The sequence below is a fragment of the Streptomyces sp. NPDC087845 genome, from assembly GCF_044742755.1.
GTDB lineage: Bacteria > Actinomycetota > Actinomycetes > Streptomycetales > Streptomycetaceae > Streptomyces.
Genome location: NZ_JBIUVC010000003.1, coordinates 1 through 17,946, shown reverse-complemented (window position 1 = coordinate 17,946; position 17,946 = coordinate 1). Strand labels below are relative to the sequence as shown.

Below are 17,946 nucleotides of genomic sequence, written 5' to 3'. Positions count from 1 at the left end.
CGTACCCCCGCGCCCTGCCCCGTCCCGCACGGCACCGCTCCCGAGCGAAGGGTCCAGCCGCCTTGACATCGACCGTCCCACCCACACCGCCCCTTCCACCCGTCCCGTCACAGGACCGGATACCCGATCCGTCGGGCCGCGTCGAACTCGCCCCCGGCGCCGTGCCCACCGACAACCGCTTCGTCAACGAGGACCTGCTGCCCGTACCGCTGGAACGGCGCCGCTGGACGACGTACAACTTCGCCGCTCTCTGGGTCGGCATGGCCCACAACATCCCGTCCTGGCTGCTCGCCTCCGGTCTGGTGGCCCTCGGCATGGACTGGAAGCAGGCCGTCCTCACCATCGCGCTCGCCAACCTGATCGTGCTCGGCCCGATGCTGCTCACCGGGCACGCCGGACCCAAGTACGGCATTCCCTTCCCCGTTCTGGCCCGCGCCTCCTTCGGGCTGCGCGGCGCCAATCTGCCCGCGCTGATCCGGGCCGCGGTGGCCTGTGCCTGGTTCGGCATCCAGACCTGGATCGGCGGTGTCGGCGTCTTCACCCTGCTCGGGAAGATCTTCGGCGGCTGGGCGAAGGCGTCCGAGACCGGTGGGCAGCCGTGGACGCTCTGGCTCTGCTTCATCCTCTTCTGGGCGCTCGAACTCGCCATCATCCACCGGGGGATGGACGCCCTGCGCCGGTTCGAGAACTGGGCGGCGCCGTTCGTCATCGTCGGCGCGGTGGTCCTGCTGGCCTGGGTCGCCGTCAAGGCGGGCGGCTTCGGCCCGCTGCTCGACCAGCCCTCGAAGCTCGGCTGGGGCCGGGAGTTCTGGCCGGTCTTCTTCCCCTCCCTGATGGGCATGATCGCCTTCTGGGCCACACTCTCCCTGAACATCCCCGACTTCACCCGCTTCGGGGCCGGCCAACGCGCCCAGATCCGGGGCCAGTCGTTCGGCCTGCCGACCACGATGACGCTCTTCGCGATGCTCTCGGTCCTGGTCACCTCGGGGTCCCAGGCCGTGTACGGGGAGGCGATCTGGGACCCGGTCCAGCTCGTCGCCAGGACCGACAACGTCTTCGGGCTGCTGTACGCCCTGGTGACCGTGCTGGTCGCGACGGTCTCCGTGAACATCGCGGCGAACGTCGTGTCACCCGCGTACGACCTGGCGAACCTCGCCCCCAAGCTCATCAACTTCCGTACGGGCGCCCTGATCACCGGTGTCGTCGGCGTTCTCATCATGCCGTGGAAGCTCACCGAGACCCCCGAGCTGTACATCTTCACCTGGCTCGGGCTGGTCGGCGGAATGCTCGGTACGGTCGCGGGCATCCTGATCGCCGACTACTGGATCGTCCGCCGGACCGTGCTCGACCTGGCGGACCTCTACCGTCCCGGCGGCCGCTACTGGTACGCGCACGGCTGGAACTGGCGGGCGGTCGTCGCGTTCGCCGTCGGCGGCGTCCTGGCGATCGGCGGCTCCCACTCGGCCCCCGGCACCGGCCCGTTCCCGGCCGACGGCCTGATCCCGTTCCTCAAGCCGCTCGCGGACTACGGCTGGGCCGTCGGGCTGGCCTCGTCGCTGGTGCTGTACACCGTGCTCAGCTGGCGCTCCCGTGCCGCCGTCACAACGGCGAGGACTGACGGGCCAGCAGTGCGTTGATGTCGTACGTCTGATCCGGCGGTGGCGTGGCCTTGGGCACCGGCCTGTCGAAGGCCGAGAAGCCCACGACCGCGTTCGCCCCGCCGCCCCGCACCGTGATCCTCAGCGGATACGGCTTGCCCGTGGCCGCGACGTACGTCGTCACCGTCCTGCCGTCCCTGAGCCGGGTCACCGGCACCACCGGAGCCCCGTCGAGCGTGGTCTTCCGGCCCTTGTTCAAGGTTCCGCGGTCGTTGTCCGCGTGGTCACCGACCAGCTTGCGGAAGGTGTCCAGATCGCATCCGTTCACCACGTCGCGCAGCCTCGGGTCGGCGGCCGAGCCCTTCATGTAACGCCCGTTGAGGATCGCGGCGAAGGCCGGGCCGCCGTCCGGCACCTGGCTCTTCCAGAAGTCCGCGTCCGGCTTGACCCAGACGTCGTTGCCGCGCTTCACGATCCGGACCGACCCCTGGCTCCTGCCCAGGTCCACCGAACCGGTGCAGTTGCCGTCCCGGTCCAGGGTGAGATCCAGGGCTGTCGACGGGTTGCCGCCCCTGCCGAGGTAGCCGTGCGTACTGAGACGCAGGGAATGGGCGCTCAGGAGCGCGTCCCGTGAGCGGTCGGCGATCTGCTGGGCGGAGAGCTTGTCGATGCCGTTGTCCGCCCGCGCCGCACCGGTGCCGACGACGCCCCCGCTCGTGAGTCCCAGCACGACGACCGCCGCCCAGGCGGCCTGGCGTGTGCCGATGAGTCGACCGGTCACGGTGCCTCCCTCGAAGAGCCCGTCGGGCCTGTTCAGGTGTGCGATCCGATCTTTTCGAGCGTACGCCGGGCAGCGGCGGGTCGCGCTACGGCGGACCACCGCCGTAGCGCGTACACAGGGTGATGTCCTGCCGCGTTTTGTGTCATGGGCGGCCGGGGACGGTTGCCGACGCACCGGGTTCGCCGCCGACGGACGTGGACGGTGAGCACGTCACCCTCGACCCGGGGCAGTCCGGCCAGTCCACCGCGCACCGCGCCGGCCTCGGGACCGGGATCGGCGAGATCGGCGTCCAGCCGTAGGCGGGCGGCACCGTCGGGGCGCGAACCGGGCCGTTGCGGTTCGCGCAGCGCTCCAGGCACATACTTCCGGGCATGCCGGGAACCCCGTCCCCCTGCCGCGGGCCCGTACCGGGGCGGGGGAACGAGCCGCACCGCCGGACACGTCTCGAAATCTCCCTCGAAATCCGTTTCCACGCGCCCCCACCAGTGCGTTTGCCCTCCACCTCCGCCGGTGGACCCGGCACGGGGCACCGGCACCCTCCGGCCGCTCTCCTCCGAACGGTTGAGCGGACCGCCCACGACTCGTTACCCTCCGGTAAGTTCGTTCGGGCGTACAGGTGCGGGCGCGCGCACCTGCCGATGCGAGGAAGGCGGGCAGCCCATGTCCTCAACGGAAGCCGTCGAAATCACCGAACCGGTCGGCCCGGCCGGACTGGCGGACAGCGCACGGGAGCTGGCCGAGGGCCGTACCACCTCGACCGAGCTGGTCTCCGCTGCCCTGACCCGAATCGAAGGGAGCCAGGGCACCCTCAACGCCTTCCGGCATCTGCGCGCCGAGGCCGCGCTGGCCGAGGCCGCCGAGGCCGACCGCAGGCTCGCCGCGGGGGAGCGGCTGCCCCTGCTCGGGGTGCCGGTCGCGGTCAAGGACGACACCGACGTCCTGGGGATGCCGACCTACTTCGGCTGCGACGGCGATCTGCCCGCCGCCACCGCCGACAGCGAGGCCGTACGCAGGCTGCGGGCCGCCGGGGCCGTGATCGTCGGGAAGACCAACTCCTGCGAGCTGGGCCAGTGGCCGTTCACCGAGGGCCCCGCCTTCGGCGCCACCCGCAACCCGTGGAACACCGGGCACACCCCCGGCGGCTCGTCCGGCGGATCCGCAGCCGCCGTCGCGGCCGGGCTCGTACCCGCCGCGCTCGGTTCGGACGGCGCCGGGTCCGTCCGTATCCCCGCGGCCTGGACCCATCTCGTCGGCATCAAACCGCAGCGCGGCCGGATCTCCGTCCACCCGCAGAGCGACGCCTTCCAGGGCCTGACCGTCAACGGCCCGCTGGCCAGGACCGTCGCCGACGCCGCCCTGCTGCTCGACGCGGTCGCCGGACCCCATCCCGACGACCCGCACCGCCCGCCGCCCGTCGAGGCGTCGGCAGCCGCCCGCCGCGATCCGGGCAGACTGCGCATCGCCCTCGCCTGGCGCCCCCCGCTCACCCTCACCGGCTCCGCTCCCCACCCCGACGTGCGGCGGGCCGTCACCGCACTGGCCGAGGCCCTCGCCCGCCTCGGCCACGACGTCGAGGAGGCCAGACCCCGCTACGGGCTGATCGGCCTCGGCTTCGTCCCCCGCGCCACCGCCGGGATCGCCGAACTCGCCGCCCGCCACCCCGATCCCGCCCTCCTCGACCCGCGCACCCGCAGCGCCCTGCGCACCGGCACCCGGCTCGGCGGCCGGGTGGTGCGCGCGGCCAGGGGGCGCGAGGTGCGCCAGCACCGCAGGATCGGCGCGTTCTTCCGCACGTCCCGGGACGGCGCCGGCTACGACGTACTGCTCACCCCGACGACTGCCCTGCCGCCGCCCCCGATCGGCAGGTTCGACGGGCTGAGCGCCTGGCGCACCGATGTGACGATGGCCGAGGCGTGCCCGTACGCCTGGCCCTGGAACGTACTGGGCTGGCCCGGCATCAACGTACCGGCCGGATTCACCGCCGACGGGCTGCCCGTCGGCGCCCAGCTGCTCGGCCCCTCCCGCAGCGAGGAACGGCTGATCTCCCTCGCCGCCCAGCTGGAGGCCGACCGCCGCTGGTACGAGCACCGGCCCCCCGCCCCCACCCCCTAGCTGACCGCCCGTACCCCCGCCCGCGTCAGCCACACCGTCCGGATACGCGGTTCACGCGCACCCGGGAAGCCGGGCGGTCTTCCCCGCGCCGGCCGCCGTGCACGCCGCCCGCAGCGGACACCGCGCCCGGGGCGTCGCCGCGAAGGCCCATTTCCCCACCGGCATGCGCGAGCGCGTCAGCACGCTCGGCGGCACCCTTTGAGCCGCGCCCCGGCCGGCGGCTGCTCCGTACGCACTGCTCTCGCCCGCCCTCTGATCGGCGGATTCGTCACGGGACCACCCGACCGGACCACCGCGCCCGGTTTTGAGAACCTCACCCGCCGGGAACGCGACGCCGGCGCACCGGCGGCCCGCGGTCTCACCGACGAGGAGATCGCCGCGCACCGGGTGATCAGCCCGTTCACCGCGAAGACCCGCATCAGCCGCGCCCTGACCGAACCGGCTGCCCGCGAGACGGGCGCAGCTCGTCGTCTTCGCGTACGGGTTCGCGTACGAGCCGGGCCTCGGCGTACCCCGGGACCCCCGCTCCCGACGCCGCACCGCGGCGGCCCCGGCCCGCCCGATCCGCGGTCGCCGACATTCGCGCGGCGGCGCCGAAGGCGGGATCATGGAGCGGAACGGAGTGGAGGGGTGGTGACCAGTATGGCGTCCGCAGGCCCGCAGCCGGAGCCCGGAGCCGAACCGTCGCAGCCCGGTACGGATCAGCACTCCTTCGACACGGCGAACGACGCGACCGCGGTGGTCGCCGGGACCGGAACGGTCATCGGCTGGACGCACAGCGCACAGGATCTGCTCGGGTACCACGCCTCGGAGGTGGTCGGGCGGCCCGCCGGCTTCCTTCTCGCCATGCCCGAGGACCCGCTGCGGGTGGCGGGGATCGCCGAGCGGTGCCGCGCGGGCGTGGGCTGGAGCGGCGTCGCCGACGTGCGGCGGCGCGACGGGCAGCGGGTCACCGTGGATCTGCGGGTCTCGGCCGCGTTCCACCTGGACGGCCGGGAGTGCTTCCTGGTCTCCGGGCGCGAACGCAGACCGGAGTGGGCGGTCGGGCAGTCCGTGCTCGACGCCTTCCTGACCAGCTCACCGATCGGAATGGCGGTGATGAACCCGCAGCTGCGCTACGTCTGGGTGAACGACACCCTGGAGCGCATCGGCGGCATCCCGCGCGAACAGCGTGTGGGCCGCCGGATGACCGAAGTGCTCCCGGGACTGCAGGCCGACGCCATAGAGACCCTGATGCGCGGAGTGCTGGACACCGGCGTCCCCGTCATCGACTACGAGTACCGAGGCTGGAGCTGGGCCGATCCGCACCGTGAGCGCGCCTATTCCACCTCGTTCTTTCCGCTGACCAACGGCGGCGACACCGTCACCGGCATCTGCTACATGGTCCTGGACGTCACCGACCGGTGGAAGGCCCAGCAGCGCCTGGCCCTGGTCAACGACGCCGGGGCCAGCATCGGCTCCACCCTGGACGTGATGCGCACGGCTCAGGAGCTGGCCGACTTCGCGGTGCCGCGGTTCGCCGACTTCGTCGTCGTCGACCTGCTGGAGCCGGTCGCCAGCCCGGAGGAGCCCGGCCCGTGGCCCCTCGGCACGGGTCCTTCCGCTACGGGCCTTCCCGCTTCCGCCCTTGCGGGTCCGGGCTTCGCCGCCTCGGGCCCCTCGGGTACGGGAGCCGCCCGCCCCGGTACCGACAGCACGTCGGGCCGGCCGAAGCTGCGCCGCGTGGGGATGAGCTCGGTGCGAGAGGGCTGTCCGGAGGCGGTCTACCGGGTCGGGGAGCTCGTGGACTCCGTACCCCCGCCCCACGGCGTCCGGTTCCTCAGGGACGGCGAACCCGTTCTGATCCCGGTCCTCGAGTCCGTCAGGCGGCTGTGGGCGGTCGAACAGCCCGCCAGGGCGGCGTCCATCCGCGACTTCGGCCTCCACTCCCTCATCGCCGTACCCATGCGGGCCCGGGACACGGTGCTCGGCCTGACCACCTTCGTGCGCACGGTGAACCTGGTCCCTTTCGAACCCGACGACGTGCTGCCGGCCCGTGAAATGGTGGCGCGGGCGGCGGTGTGCGTGGACAACGCCCGCCGCTACACCCGCGAGCACGCGGCGGCGCTGACCCTCCAGCGCAGCCTGCTCCCGCACACACTGCCCGGCGGGATGGCCCTGGACGTGGCCTCCTCGTACCTCCCGGCGGACGCCAAGGACGGTGTCGGGGGCGACTGGTTCGATGTGATCCCGCTCTCCGGCGCCCGGGTCGCCCTGGTCGTCGGCGATGTCGTCGGCCACGGCATCAGCGCCGCCGCGAGCATGGGCAGGCTCCGCACCGCGGTGCACACCCTCGCCGACATGGACCTTCCCCCCGACGAACTGCTGGCCCACCTCGACGATCTCGTGATCCGCCTGAGCGACGAGGAACCCGACGGCGGGGAGAGCGGCACGACCGTCCTCGGCGCCACCTGTCTGTACGCGGTCTACGACCCGGTCACCCAGCTCTGCACGATGGCACGCGCCGGCCACCCGCCCCCCGTCGTCGTCGCGCCGGACGGGTGCGTCAGCTTCCCCGAACTGCCCGCAGGCCCCCCGCTCGGCCTGGGCGGTATGCCCTTCGAGACCGCGGAGATCGTGCTGCCGGAAGGCAGTCTCATCGGCCTCTACACCAACGGCCTCATCGAAGGCAGGGACCGGGACATCGATCTCGGCATGTCCCGCCTCGGCGCCGCCCTGTCCCAGCGCGGCCTCCCCCTCGACGCACTGTGCGCGACGGTCGTCGAGCAACTGCTCCCCGTACCGCAGCCCGACGACGTCGCCCTGCTGCTCGCCCGCACCCACGAGCTGAGCGCCGACCACGTCGTCTCCTGGGACGTGCCCCCCGATCCGGCCGCCGTCGCCGGCGTCCGGGCCCGCACCGCGCGCCTGCTGAGGGCCTGGGGCCTGGAGGAGATGGAGATGACGACCGAACTGATCGTCAGCGAACTGGTCACCAACGCGGTGCGCTACGCCACCGGACCGATCCGGCTGCGGCTGCTGCGCCAGTCCGTCCTGATCTGCGAGGTCTCCGACGGCAGCAGCACCTCCCCCCGGCTGCGGCACGCCAGGACGACCGACGAGGGCGGGCGCGGTCTCTTCCTCGTCGCCCAGCTCACCCGCCGCTGGGGTACCCGCTACACACCCGAAGGCAAGATCATCTGGACCGAACAGGAACTCCCGGCGACGGGGGCCTGAAGCCTCGGTACGCCCCTTGCCGGGGTCGCGGGGTACGGACACGGGGCACGAACACGGGGTACGGACACGGGGCACGGACCCAGGGCACGGACGGGGCGTGCCACGCCGTCAGGGGTTCCCGGCCACCCGCCGACCGGACGTACGACGCGCCCCGTTCGTCAGGAGGCCGTGCGACCGAAGCAGCGCCTGAGCTCGTCGAGGTCGTAGAAGGGGCTGCCCTTCGCAACCGGCTCGCAGCCCCGCTTGAACGCGGTCTCCTTCTCGTTGTAGAGCATCCGGACCAGGTAGGTGTCGTCCTTCCGGAACACGTCCCACTGGATGTTCGCGGCCATCGGAGCCACCGAAGCACCCCGCCACGGGTTGTCGGCGTAGGTGTAGGGGCGTGCGGCGGCCGGTTCCGTGGAGCCGGGCAGCCCCATCAGCGCGGCGAGCGGAATGATCTCCTCGGCGTGGGTGAAGCGCAGCTCCGCGCCCACGTCGCCGGTCCCCGCCCGCGTGGCCTCGGCCTGCTCGAAGAAGTCGTCGAGCAGAACGTCCGCCATCCGGTAGGTGATGTCGCTGTCCGCGAAGCCGGGCCCCTTCTCGTAGAAGTCCTCGGCGTCGTCGAGGTAGGCGAACCAGGCGGCGTCGCGCGGGGCGATGTAGCGCCGCATCCGCCAGGTGCCCTCGTCGCTCATGGTCGGGGCGATGCTGTAGAGGTTGTAGACCGCTTCGGCCGCATCGATGCCGGTGCCGATCGAGGAGAACTCCCCGGCGGAGATCCGCTGCACGAAGGCGGGGGTGAAGATCCTCTCCAGTACGTTGCGGGCCGCACGGTGGGTGGCGGGCTGATCGGTGATCTTCTTGAGGGTGGCCGCGAGGCGCTGGTCGTTCGCGAGGTAGTCGCGGTACGCGGCACCGCCGTCGGCCTTGTGGAAGTAGAGCAGGTCCTTGTCGGTCCTGGCCGGGCCGATGAGCGGCTTCAGGGCCGGGTCGGCGCCGGCGAGCGCGGCGGCGAAGAGACTGCCGCTGTCGACGGCGCGGTCCTTGCCGGAGCTGACCACGTCGATGGGTTCCGAGTCCTTGGCGATCTGCCGGAACAGCCCGGGAAGGCGCTGATGCATCCGCACCGCCGTGGCCTGGATCTCCCGCTTGCCCCGGCCGCTGAGGTTCCCGTACCCGGCCTTCTCCATCGCGTCGAGGAGCGACCGCACCTCGGGGCCGAAGTGCTTGCCGCGCCCGGTGAGTTCCCCCTCGCTCGCGGCCTTGTCCCACAGCTGGAGGATCAGGTCCCCGTCCTCGCTGCTGGTCGACGTGCGCGAGCCGTGGCGCGAGACGCTCTCGGTGAACACCGGAACGAAGCCCTTGGGCGCCGACCGGTATGTCCGGGCGTCCTGCCGTGGTTCGTACGGGGTCTTCGTGGAATAGAAGCCCGGCCCCGGCGGACCCGACGGCCGGGGACCGGCCTGAGCAGGCTGGGAGACGCCCAGGACCGCGGAGACCACGAGGGCCAGGGCGGCGGTGGAGGCGAGGCGTTTCATGCGTTCTTCGCTCCGTCCCGTGGAGCCCGATCGATCCGGCGCATCGTCTCCGGACGACATGAACGCCGGGTGGCCGCGGCATGGCGGGCGTCCCGGGCCCACCGCCCCGAGAGCGGTTGTCCGCGCCGCGGCCCCAGGGGCTACGGCACTCGCGCCGTCCACTCGGCCGTACCGAATTTGGTGCGTACGAGTTCCTCGGCCCGGGCCATCTCCTCGGGGGTGACCCGGCCGCGGGTGAGGCCGTGGCGCTTCCGGAAGGAGTCGATCATGTTGTCGATGACGGTTGCGCGCGGCAGACCCGTCTGCCGGCGGAGCGGGTCGACACGCTTCTTGGCGCTCTTGGTGCCCTTGTCGGACATCTTCTCCTTGCCGATGCGCAGGACGTCGAGCATCTTGTCGGCGTCGATGTCGTAGGACATCGTCACGTGGTGCAGCACGGCGCCGGGCCCGCCGTCGGGACCCACGACGCGCTTCTGGGCGGCTCCGGCGATCTTCCCGATCTCGGTCGCGATGTCGTTGAGCGGCTGGTACCAGGCCTTGATACCCATGTCGCCGAGAGCTTCGAGGACCCAGTCGTCGAGGTAGGCGTAGCTGTCGGCGAAGGAAAGGCCCGAGACGAGGGACTGGGGCACGGCGAGGGAGTACGTGATGGTGCTGCTCGGCTCCGCGAACATGGCTCCGCCTCCCGAGATGCGGCGGACGACGGTGACCCCGTGGCGGTCCGTACCGGCGGGGTCGACCTCGTTGCGCAGGGACTGGAAGCTTCCGATGATGACGGCGGGGGAGTCCCATTCCCAGACCCGGAGCGTCGGCGGGCGCCGGCCGGCGGCGACCTCCGCGGTGATGACCTCGTCGAGGGCCATGTGGAGCGCGGGGGGCTGCGGCGCCTCGTGGATGAGCTGCCAGTCGTAGTCGCTCCACTCGGTGGCGTGCGCGAGGGCCCGGCGTACGGCGACGGCGACGCCCTCGGAGCTGAGGCCCAGCATCACGGTCGAGGGGGGCAGGGCCGCGTCGATCCGGGCGGCGAGCCCGGCGGTGTCGGTGTGGGCCGGGGCACCTTCGAGCGCCGCGTCGATCGCGAGAATCGCCTCGTCCGGTTCCAGGAAGAAGTCCCCGGCCACCCGTACGTTGCGCAACGCCCCGCCCTCGACGTCCAGATCGACGACGACGAGCTTCCCGCCCGGGACCTTGTACTCACCGTGCACAGCCATGCCTCCAGATCTGCCCGATTCTTCCACTCTTCTACGAATCGGCGCTGAACAGGAACAACGCCCGTGGCGTGCGATTTAATCCGCTGCCACGACGGGGCCGTGCGCCAGGGCGGCGTCCTGCGTCACGAGCTCCGGTATGCCGGGAAGGGGACTTGACCCTCCGCGCCCTCCACGCCCTCCGCGCCCTCCGCGCCGAGGGAATGGAGGGCGTTCCCCGGGCCATTCCCTCCCCGGAGGCCGCGGTCACGTCTCGGGGGGGAACCGCCGCGCACGCCACCGGACTTGTAGGCGGGACTTGTAGGCGCCGTTCGCGGGAACCTAGAGTGGGCGCGCCGTGGTGTTCGGGAAGACCGGTGAAAGACTCCAGGAGTCTCAGGCCGGAGCGGCCCTCGCCACTGTGATCGGGGAGTATCCGTCCCACTGACGCCACTGGCCGCAGAGCGCGGCCGGGAAGGCAGGGGCGGGCACGAGCGCGAGCGAACCCGTCAGCCAGGAGACCGGCCACGGCATCTCACGAAGTCATCCACGAGGTGCTGGAGCGTGACCGCATGACCCTGCCCGACTCCGCCGTGTTCACATGGCGGCGCGAGGACACCATCCGTACCGCGGGGCTGCTGGCGGTGATTGCGGCTCTGCACGTGGTGGCGTTCGGAGTGCTGTTCCTGCTGGTCGTGCCGGAGCACTACCAGGTCGGTTCCAAGGCGTTCGGCATCGGGCTGGGGATCACCGCCTACACGCTCGGCATGCGGCACGCCTTCGACGCCGACCACATCGCCGCCATCGACAACACGACCCGCAAACTGATGGCCGACGGCAAGCGGCCCGTGTCGGTCGGTTTCTGGTTCGCCCTCGGACACTCCAGCGTGGTCATCGCCATGGCGGCACTGGTCGCCGGGGGAGCGCGCCTCGCGGGGGTACTGATCAACGAGGATTCGGGCGCGCACCAGGTGCTGGGTGTGGTCGGCACGACCGTCTCCGGGTCCTTCCTCTACCTGATCGCCGCATTGAACCTGGTCGCGCTCGCCGGCATTCTGCGCGTGTTCAGGGCGATGCGCGCCGGCCGCTTCGACGAGGCCGAGCTGGAGCAGCACCTGGACTCGCGAGGGTTCATGAACCGGATCCTCGGCCGGTTCACCCGGTCCGTCACCCGGCCCGGCCAGATGTATCCGCTCGGCTTCCTCTTCGGTCTCGGCTTCGACACCGCCACGGAGGTCACCCTGATGGTCATGGCGGGCAGCGGCGCCGCAGCCGGTCTGCCCTGGTACGCGATCCTGTGCCTGCCGCTGCTGTTCGCCGCCGGGATGAGCCTGTTCGACACGCTCGACGGGACGTTCATGAACTTCGCCTACCAGTGGGCCTTCTCCAACCCCGTGCGCAAGGTCTTCTACAACCTCGCCATCACGGGCCTGTCGATCGCGGTCGCCTTTCTCATCGGCACGATCGAGCTGGTCACCGTGTTGCACGACAAGCTCGATCTCCGGGACTCGGTCACGAGCTGGATCTCCGGCCTCGACCTGGGCAACGTCGGCTACCTGATCGTCGGACTCTTCGTGCTGGTGTGGGCGGTGGCGTTGGCGTACTGGAGGATCGCGAAGGTCGAGGAACGCTGGACGGCCCGCGCCGGCGACGGCGGCTGAGCCGGCTTCGCCGTCGGACCCGTGCTCGGCGGCGAGGAGCAGTTCCGCCAGTGCGATCCGGGCGCGCGCCACCCGGGAACGGACCGTGCCCACCGGACAACGGCAGAGCGAGGCCGCTTCCGCATACTCCAGGCCGAGGACCTGAGTGAGGACGAAGGCCTCCCGGCGCTCGGGTGCGAGCGAGGACAGCAGCTCCGTCAGCGCCACGCCTTCCTCGAAGCCGGGCAGATGGCGGGGCTGGGCGTGTTCGACCGCCGTCTGCCAGTCCTCGCCATCGGCGAGGCGCGGGCGGGCCGCGGTGCGTCTGAGGCTGTCGATCACCGTTCTGCGGGCGATGGTCAGCAGCCAGGTGCGGGCGGACGAACGGCCCTGGAAGGTGTGCAGGCTGCCCAGGGCGCGCAGGAAGGTGTCCTGGGTCAGGTCGTCGGCCGCCTGCGGATCGGAGGACAGGTGGGCGACGAAGCGCCGGACATCGACGTGCAGCGCACGGACGAACCGTTCGGTGGCCAGAGGGTCACCACCGCGGGCGGCGAGGGCCCAGCCGGTGACCGTCGCATCACGGCGCGCGGTGTCGCCGGGCGACGTCCCGGCTCGGGGAACGCGGGTACGGGCACCGCTGTCGGGCCCGGAGGATGGGTGCAGGGCAGGAGACATTGCCTGGTGTCCCTCTCGGAGAATCCGGAAATCCGGCATGCCCTTGGGGCATGCCGGTGCGTCGGGCAGTCCCGCCGCACGGCGGGACCGGGGTGACCGGGCGCGGCTCTACTGCGGGCGGCCCGGTGCTCCGGCTGTCAGACGACAGCGGCGACGGCGGGCGGCCCTCGTGAGGTGATCGAGTGGGCGAGCAGCAGGCGGCGCAGCGGGCCGGTCGTACCGAGAGCACGCCGCCGGACCCGCGGACCCTCGCAGCACATCGCGGGACGCGGCAGCATGCGCAGCGGGGCCAGCAGCCGGCCGGCGAGGGCCCGGAGAATCCGGAAGGCGGACCGTTCTCCGTAGGCCAGCCACAGACCGCACAGCACGGCCGCGAGCAGGTGCGCCAGGAGCATTCCGGCGGGGGACATGCCGCCGAGGTGATGCGATGCGGCAGCCCCGTCACCGCCCCCGGAGATCATCTGCCCGGCCCGGCCGACCGCCTCCTCCATCCCGTCGAGCGGTGTGCCCGGGGGCGGACTGTGCAGCCGGCCGCCCAGCCCCGCCGCGGTGACCAGGCGTTCCGCCTCCGCCACCGACATGCCCCGGGGCCGGATCGTCCCGCACGTCAGATGCTCCGCCCACAGCCGGGCGAACGAGGTGGTCGAGGTGGTCTTCGACGGTGAGGGGCCGGACCGGCTCTGGGAGAAGGCGAAGAGCAGATGCAGCCCTGCCTGGACCACGACAGCGGCACCGGTGACCGCCGGCAGCCCGCGCTCCCGGGACGCGGCCGTCCACGCGGCCGCGGCGACGACCGCGAGCGCGGCGGAAAGGGCCCACCAGGGCACGGGCGAGCCCGACATCACGATGTGACCGAGGGCCGCGAGCAGCACGCAGACGACCGCGAACATCACGGCCCGCACCGCGCGCATCCCCGGATCGCTCGTCATGGCGAACTCATCCTGGCAGTACGGCCGGAGGGCCGGGCGACCGGGCGGCGGCGAGCGGCACCCCGGAGGCGGCTCCGGGCCGTCGCGGGAGTGCACCGTGCGGGGCGCGCCGTGCGCCTCACCGGGGAGCGGGCGCCGCCGAGGCCGCCGACCGGTGATCGAAGGCGATCAGCGGATCACCGGTCAGCGGGTGCTCGACCACCGCCGCCCGCACACCGAACACCTCCGCCAGCAGCGCGGGTTTGAGGACCTCCGACGGGGTGCCGGACGCGACCACCGCGCCGTCGTGCAGCACATGCAGGCGATCGCACACCGAAGCCGCCGCGTTCAGGTCGTGCAACGAGATCAGCGTCGTGCGCCCCTGGGCCCGCAGCAGGGACAGCAGCTCCACCTGGTGGCGCACATCGAGGTGATTGGTCGGTTCATCCAGCACCAGGACGTCCGTGTCCTGTGCGAAAGCCCTGGCCAGCAGCGCGCGTTGGCGTTCCCCGCCCGACAGCGCGGAGAACCGGCGGCCCCCGTGTCCCGCCAGACCGACCTGTTGCAGGGCCCGCTCGGCGATGTCGCGGTCCGCTCCGTTCTCACCGGCGAAGGCCCGCTTGTACGGGGTGCGGCCCATCGCCACGATCTCGCGCACGGTCAACTCGAATTCACTGCCGCGCTCTTGCGGCAGCGCGGCGATGTGCCGGGCCGCCTCGGCGGGCGGCAGCGTCCCGATGTCCGTACCGTCGAGCAGCACACGGCCGGCGGCCGGGCGCAGATGCCGGTAGACGGTACGCAGCACGGTCGACTTGCCGCTGCCGTTGGGACCGACCAGTCCGGTGATCTCGCCCGAGGACGCGATCAGATCCAGCCCCGAGACCACCGTACGGCCGTCGTAGGCGACCCGGAGGTCGTGCACGTCGATTCTCATCCGCTGCTCTCCAGACGTCGGTTCAGCAGGAACAGCAGCGCGGGGGCACCCAGCAGTGCCGTGACCACACCGATGGGAAGCTCCTGGTCCGGCAGCGCGGTGCGGCATACGGTGTCCACGACGACCAGGAGCACCGCACCGGTCAGCGCGGACACGGGCAGCAGCCTGCGATGGTCCCCGCCGACCACGAGACGGCACAGGTGCGGCACCAGCAGCCCGACGAATCCGATGGCCCCGGAGACGGACACGAGCACACCGGTCAGCACACTGGTGACCACGAACATCTCGCGCCGCAACCGCACCACGTCCACTCCGAGCGCGGCCGCCGTCTCATCACCCATCAGCAAGGCGTTCAGCGCCCTGGCCCGTCCTTGAAGCACGGCAAGCCCCAGTACAACGACCGCCGCGGGTACGGCGAGCGAGCGCCACTGCGCCCCACCGAGGCTGCCCATCAGCCAGAACAGCACTCCCCGGGTCTGCTGCTCGTCACCGGCCTGCAGCACCAGAAAGCTGGTGAACCCCGACAGGAACTGTCCGATCGCCACCCCCGCCAGCACCAGGCGCAGGGGCGAGAAGCCGCCGCCGCGCCGGGCGATCGTCCAGACCAGACCGAACGACACCAGAGCACCGGCGAACGCCGCTCCGGAGACTCCCAGCCCGAACAGGCCCCCGGTGCCCGCGCCGAGAACGATCGCCGCGACGGCGCCGAGGGAGGCGCCGTTGGAGATGCCGAGCAGATAGGGATCGGCGAGCGGATTGCGCACCAGAGCCTGTACGGCGGTGCCGACCACGCCGAGCCCGGCACCCACGAGCGCCGCGAGCAGGGCCCGGGGGACCCGCAGTTGCCACACGATCAGATCCTGGGTGCCCGGCCGTGCGGCCCGCCCCGACAGCCGGCGCCCCACGGTCGACCACACCTCGGACACCGCCACATGCGAGGAACCCCAGGAGACCGCCGCCGTGAGCCCCAGCAGCAGTACCACCATGAGCGCGGCGGCCACCAACGGGGCCGGAAGAGGCCGCCGCCCGCGCGCTCCGGGCTCCTTCGCGCCCAACGCCCCGTGCCCGGCGGGGCCGGGACGCCCGCCCGTCCCGTCGTTCGCCCGTCCGACCGCCATCTACCGGCCGCCTTCGAACCGGTCGGCATGGACCGTACGAGCGATCTGCTCGACCGCGTCCGCGTTGCCGACGCCGGCGATGGTGACCGGCTCGGAGCGCAGACGCACGAACCTGCCCTCCTTCACCGCGGCGAGCCCTCGCGTCGCCGGGAACGACGTGAGGAACCTCTCCGCCTCGCGGAACGCCTCGGCGTCGGACGCGGCGCTGCCCCGGCTGCGTACGGCCAGTTGGATCCAGTCGGGGTTCTTCCCGACGACGTCCTCCCAGCCGACCTGCCTGTAGTCGCTGTCGCAGTCACCGAAGACGTTGCGCGCACCGGCCAGCGTGATCACCGCATTGGCCACCTGCTTCCCGCACACCGCCATCGGCTGCCCGGTACCGCTGTCGAAGTCGAAGACGAAGTACGTCGGCCGCCGCGACTCGGGCAGATCACCCAGGGCCTGCCGGACCGCGGAGATCCTGGCCTCCATACCGTCGACGAGTACGCCGGCCCGCTCCGAAGTGCCCGTGAGCGCTCCGAGCCGCCGGATGTCGTCCGTCACGTCGGAGAGGTCGTTGCGCGGGCCCTTGCGCAGTGCGGCACAGGCGGTCGACCGCAGTTGCACCACCTTGATGCCGGCCGCCCTGTACTCCTCGCGCTCGGGGGCCAGACCGTCGCCGCCCATGGCGTCCATCGAGCCGAACGTCTCCAGATAGGCGTCCGCACCCGAACCCAGCAGTTTCTCCTTGGGGATCACCGTTCTGCCGAGCACCGGTACCTTTGCGGCCCGCGCGGCCAGTCCGTCCGGCAGCGCGCCCTTCGCCGGAGGGAATCCCGTTCCGATGATCCGGTCCGCCGCGCCGAGCCGAAGCAGGATCTCCAAGCCGGAGGCGTTGCTGGTCACGATCTTCCGCGGAGGCGATTCGAAGGTGGTTCTGATTCCCGCGCAGTCCTCGACGGCCAGGGGGAAACCGGTTGCGGAGCCGGGCGGACGGCTGCCGGAACCCGCCGCCGAGCCGGTCCCGCCGCAGCCGGTGGCGAGCAGGCCCACGGCGAGGAGACCACCAATTGTCCGACGACCACTCAACGAAACCCCACCCTCGACGACCTGTGCGGACCGAATCGCTGTTCGCGACTCCGCTGACCGAATCGCTGTTCGCGACTCCGCTGAGGTAGTCGCAGAGCAGGGGACGGGAGTTCCCGGGAACACCGCGCATCATGCGGACGTCGGCATCGACAGGACGGTCCGGGGCCGTGTGGTGGGTACGCACCACACGGCCCCGGACCGTCGGGGCTGTGCCGGAAGGAGGGGTGGGTCAGCCCTTGCGGGATGTGACCTCTTCGGTGAGCTGGGGCACGACCTGGAAGAGGTCGCCGACGACGCCGTAGTCGACGAGGTCGAAGATCGGGGCCTCGGCGTCCTTGTTGATCGCGACGATCGTCTTGGACGTCTGCATGCCCGCCCGGTGCTGGATCGCGCCCGAGATACCGGAGGCGATGTACAGCTGCGGCGAGACCGACTTGCCGGTCTGGCCGACCTGGCTGGAGTGCGGATACCAGCCCGCGTCCACCGCGGCACGCGACGCACCGACCGCCGCGCCCAGGGAGTCCGCGAGGGCCTCGATCACCCGGAAGTTCTCCGCACCGTTCACCCCCCGGCCACCGGAGACCACGATCGCCGCCTCCGTCAGCTCCGGACGCCCCGTCGACTCACGCGGCGTCCGCGACAGCACCTTCGTCCCCGTGGCCTGCCCGGAGAACGACACCTCCAGCACCTCGACCGCACCCGCGGCTGAAACAGCCTCCACCGGCGCCGAGTTCGGCTTGACCGTGATCACCGCAACCCCCTTCGAGACCCGGGACCTGGTCGTGAACGACGCCGCGAACACCGACTGCGTGGCCACCGGACCCTCCTCACCGGCCTCCAGATCCACCGCATCGGTGATGATCCCCGACCCGATCCGCACCGCCAGCCGGGCCGCGACCTCCTTGCCCTCCGCGGACGACGGCACCAGCACCGCCACCGGCGACACCACACCGACAGCAGCCTGCAACGCATCCACCTTCGGCACGACGAGGTAATCCGCGAACTCCGGCGCATCCGCCGCCAGAACCCTCACCGCACCATGCTCCGCCAGCACCGCCGCGGTCGCGGCAGCACCCGCACCCAACGCGACCGCGACCGGCTCACCGATCCGACGCGCCAGCGTCAACAACTCCAGCGTGGGCTTGCGGACGGCACCATCCACATGATCGACAAAAACGAGAACTTCAGC

At 71.7% G+C, this 17,946-nt stretch carries 12 protein-coding genes, 1 pseudogene and 1 riboswitch; of the genes and pseudogenes, 4 read left to right on the top strand and 9 right to left on the bottom strand.

Annotated elements, in window-relative coordinates:
* Positions 1-62 precede the first annotated feature (62 nt).
* Entirely contained in the window at positions 63-1,637 is a 1,575-nt protein-coding gene (locus ACIOMQ_RS09315; RefSeq protein WP_401944880.1) for an NCS1 family nucleobase:cation symporter-1, read from the top strand.
* On the opposite strand, the gene ACIOMQ_RS09310 is transcribed toward ACIOMQ_RS09315, so the two are convergent.
* Positions 1,600-2,379, bottom strand: a complete 780-nt coding sequence (locus tag ACIOMQ_RS09310; protein WP_401944878.1) for a hypothetical protein — start codon at positions 2,377-2,379, stop codon at positions 1,600-1,602. The two genes, ACIOMQ_RS09315 and ACIOMQ_RS09310, sit on opposite strands and share 38 nt — an antisense overlap.
* Before the next feature lie 660 nt (positions 2,380-3,039).
* On the opposite strand from ACIOMQ_RS09310, the gene ACIOMQ_RS09305 reads away from it, so the two are divergent.
* Together ACIOMQ_RS09305 and ACIOMQ_RS09300 are read left to right on the top strand one after the other, a co-directional pair.
* On the top strand, positions 3,040-4,491 hold the full coding sequence (locus ACIOMQ_RS09305; protein ID WP_362197158.1) for an amidase: 1,452 nt from the start codon (positions 3,040-3,042) through the stop codon (positions 4,489-4,491).
* A 642-nt stretch (positions 4,492-5,133) separates the two neighbouring features.
* The gene (locus tag ACIOMQ_RS09300; protein ID WP_401269635.1) at positions 5,134-7,707 is read left to right on the top strand and encodes a SpoIIE family protein phosphatase; all 2,574 of its coding nucleotides are present in this window, start codon (positions 5,134-5,136) and stop codon (positions 7,705-7,707) included.
* A 158-nt stretch (positions 7,708-7,865) separates the two neighbouring features.
* Here the strand turns inward: ACIOMQ_RS09300 and ACIOMQ_RS09295 are convergent, their stop codons facing one another.
* Complete coding sequence (locus tag ACIOMQ_RS09295) at positions 7,866-9,227, bottom strand: histidine-type phosphatase (RefSeq protein ID WP_362212653.1); 1,362 nt, start codon at positions 9,225-9,227, stop codon at positions 7,866-7,868.
* Between the two features lie 140 nt (positions 9,228-9,367).
* Positions 9,368-10,432, bottom strand: a complete 1,065-nt coding sequence (locus ACIOMQ_RS09290; protein ID WP_362212665.1) for a biotin/lipoate A/B protein ligase family protein — start codon at positions 10,430-10,432, stop codon at positions 9,368-9,370.
* 324 nt (positions 10,433-10,756) lie between these two features.
* Positions 10,757-10,959: riboswitch (cobalamin riboswitch) on the top strand.
* A 27-nt stretch (positions 10,960-10,986) separates the two neighbouring features.
* Here ACIOMQ_RS09290 and ACIOMQ_RS09285 point away from each other — a divergent pair.
* Entirely contained in the window at positions 10,987-12,075 is a 1,089-nt protein-coding gene (locus tag ACIOMQ_RS09285; protein WP_401269622.1) for a HoxN/HupN/NixA family nickel/cobalt transporter, read from the top strand.
* 24 nt (positions 12,076-12,099) lie between these two features.
* On the opposite strand, the pseudogene ACIOMQ_RS09280 reads toward ACIOMQ_RS09285, so the two are convergent.
* The 6 genes and pseudogenes from ACIOMQ_RS09280 to ACIOMQ_RS09255 all read right to left on the bottom strand — a co-directional run.
* Positions 12,100-12,729 (bottom strand): annotated as a pseudogene (locus tag ACIOMQ_RS09280) (sigma-70 family RNA polymerase sigma factor); the annotation flags it as partial.
* A gap of 137 nt (positions 12,730-12,866) precedes the next feature.
* Positions 12,867-13,658, bottom strand: a complete 792-nt coding sequence (locus ACIOMQ_RS09275) for a hypothetical protein (RefSeq protein WP_402188431.1) — start codon at positions 13,656-13,658, stop codon at positions 12,867-12,869.
* 118 nt (positions 13,659-13,776) lie between these two features.
* Positions 13,777-14,571: an ABC transporter ATP-binding protein gene (locus tag ACIOMQ_RS09270; protein WP_401944872.1), complete on the bottom strand. Its 795-nt coding sequence runs from the start codon at positions 14,569-14,571 to the stop codon at positions 13,777-13,779.
* The gene (locus ACIOMQ_RS09265; RefSeq protein ID WP_362212668.1) at positions 14,568-15,557 is read right to left on the bottom strand and encodes an iron ABC transporter permease; all 990 of its coding nucleotides are present in this window, start codon (positions 15,555-15,557) and stop codon (positions 14,568-14,570) included. Before ACIOMQ_RS09265 ends, ACIOMQ_RS09270 begins: the two co-directional genes overlap by 4 nt.
* 132 nt (positions 15,558-15,689) lie before the next feature.
* Positions 15,690-16,757, bottom strand: a complete 1,068-nt coding sequence (locus tag ACIOMQ_RS09260; protein WP_362212662.1) for an ABC transporter substrate-binding protein — start codon at positions 16,755-16,757, stop codon at positions 15,690-15,692.
* Between the two features lie 229 nt (positions 16,758-16,986).
* Positions 16,987-17,946, bottom strand: a 960-nt coding sequence (locus tag ACIOMQ_RS09255; RefSeq protein ID WP_402188429.1) for an electron transfer flavoprotein subunit alpha/FixB family protein, incomplete at its 5' end; no start/stop codon positions are given.

Excerpts from the sequence above, each read along its gene's own strand:
- ACIOMQ_RS09275 (WP_402188431.1), bottom strand. The coding sequence starts at position 13,658 with ATGACGAGCGATCCGGGGATGCGCGCGGTGCGGGCCGTGATGTTCGCG.
- ACIOMQ_RS09265 (WP_362212668.1), bottom strand. The coding sequence starts at position 15,557 with ATGGTGGTACTGCTGCTGGGGCTCACGGCGGCGGTCTCCTGGGGTTCC.
- ACIOMQ_RS09305 (WP_362197158.1), top strand. The coding sequence starts at position 3,040 with ATGTCCTCAACGGAAGCCGTCGAAATCACCGAACCGGTCGGCCCGGCC.
- ACIOMQ_RS09295 (WP_362212653.1), bottom strand. The coding sequence starts at position 9,227 with ATGAAACGCCTCGCCTCCACCGCCGCCCTGGCCCTCGTGGTCTCCGCG.
- ACIOMQ_RS09300 (WP_401269635.1), top strand. The coding sequence starts at position 5,134 with ATGGCGTCCGCAGGCCCGCAGCCGGAGCCCGGAGCCGAACCGTCGCAG.
- ACIOMQ_RS09285 (WP_401269622.1), top strand. The coding sequence starts at position 10,987 with ATGACCCTGCCCGACTCCGCCGTGTTCACATGGCGGCGCGAGGACACC.
- ACIOMQ_RS09270 (WP_401944872.1), bottom strand. The coding sequence starts at position 14,571 with ATGAGAATCGACGTGCACGACCTCCGGGTCGCCTACGACGGCCGTACG.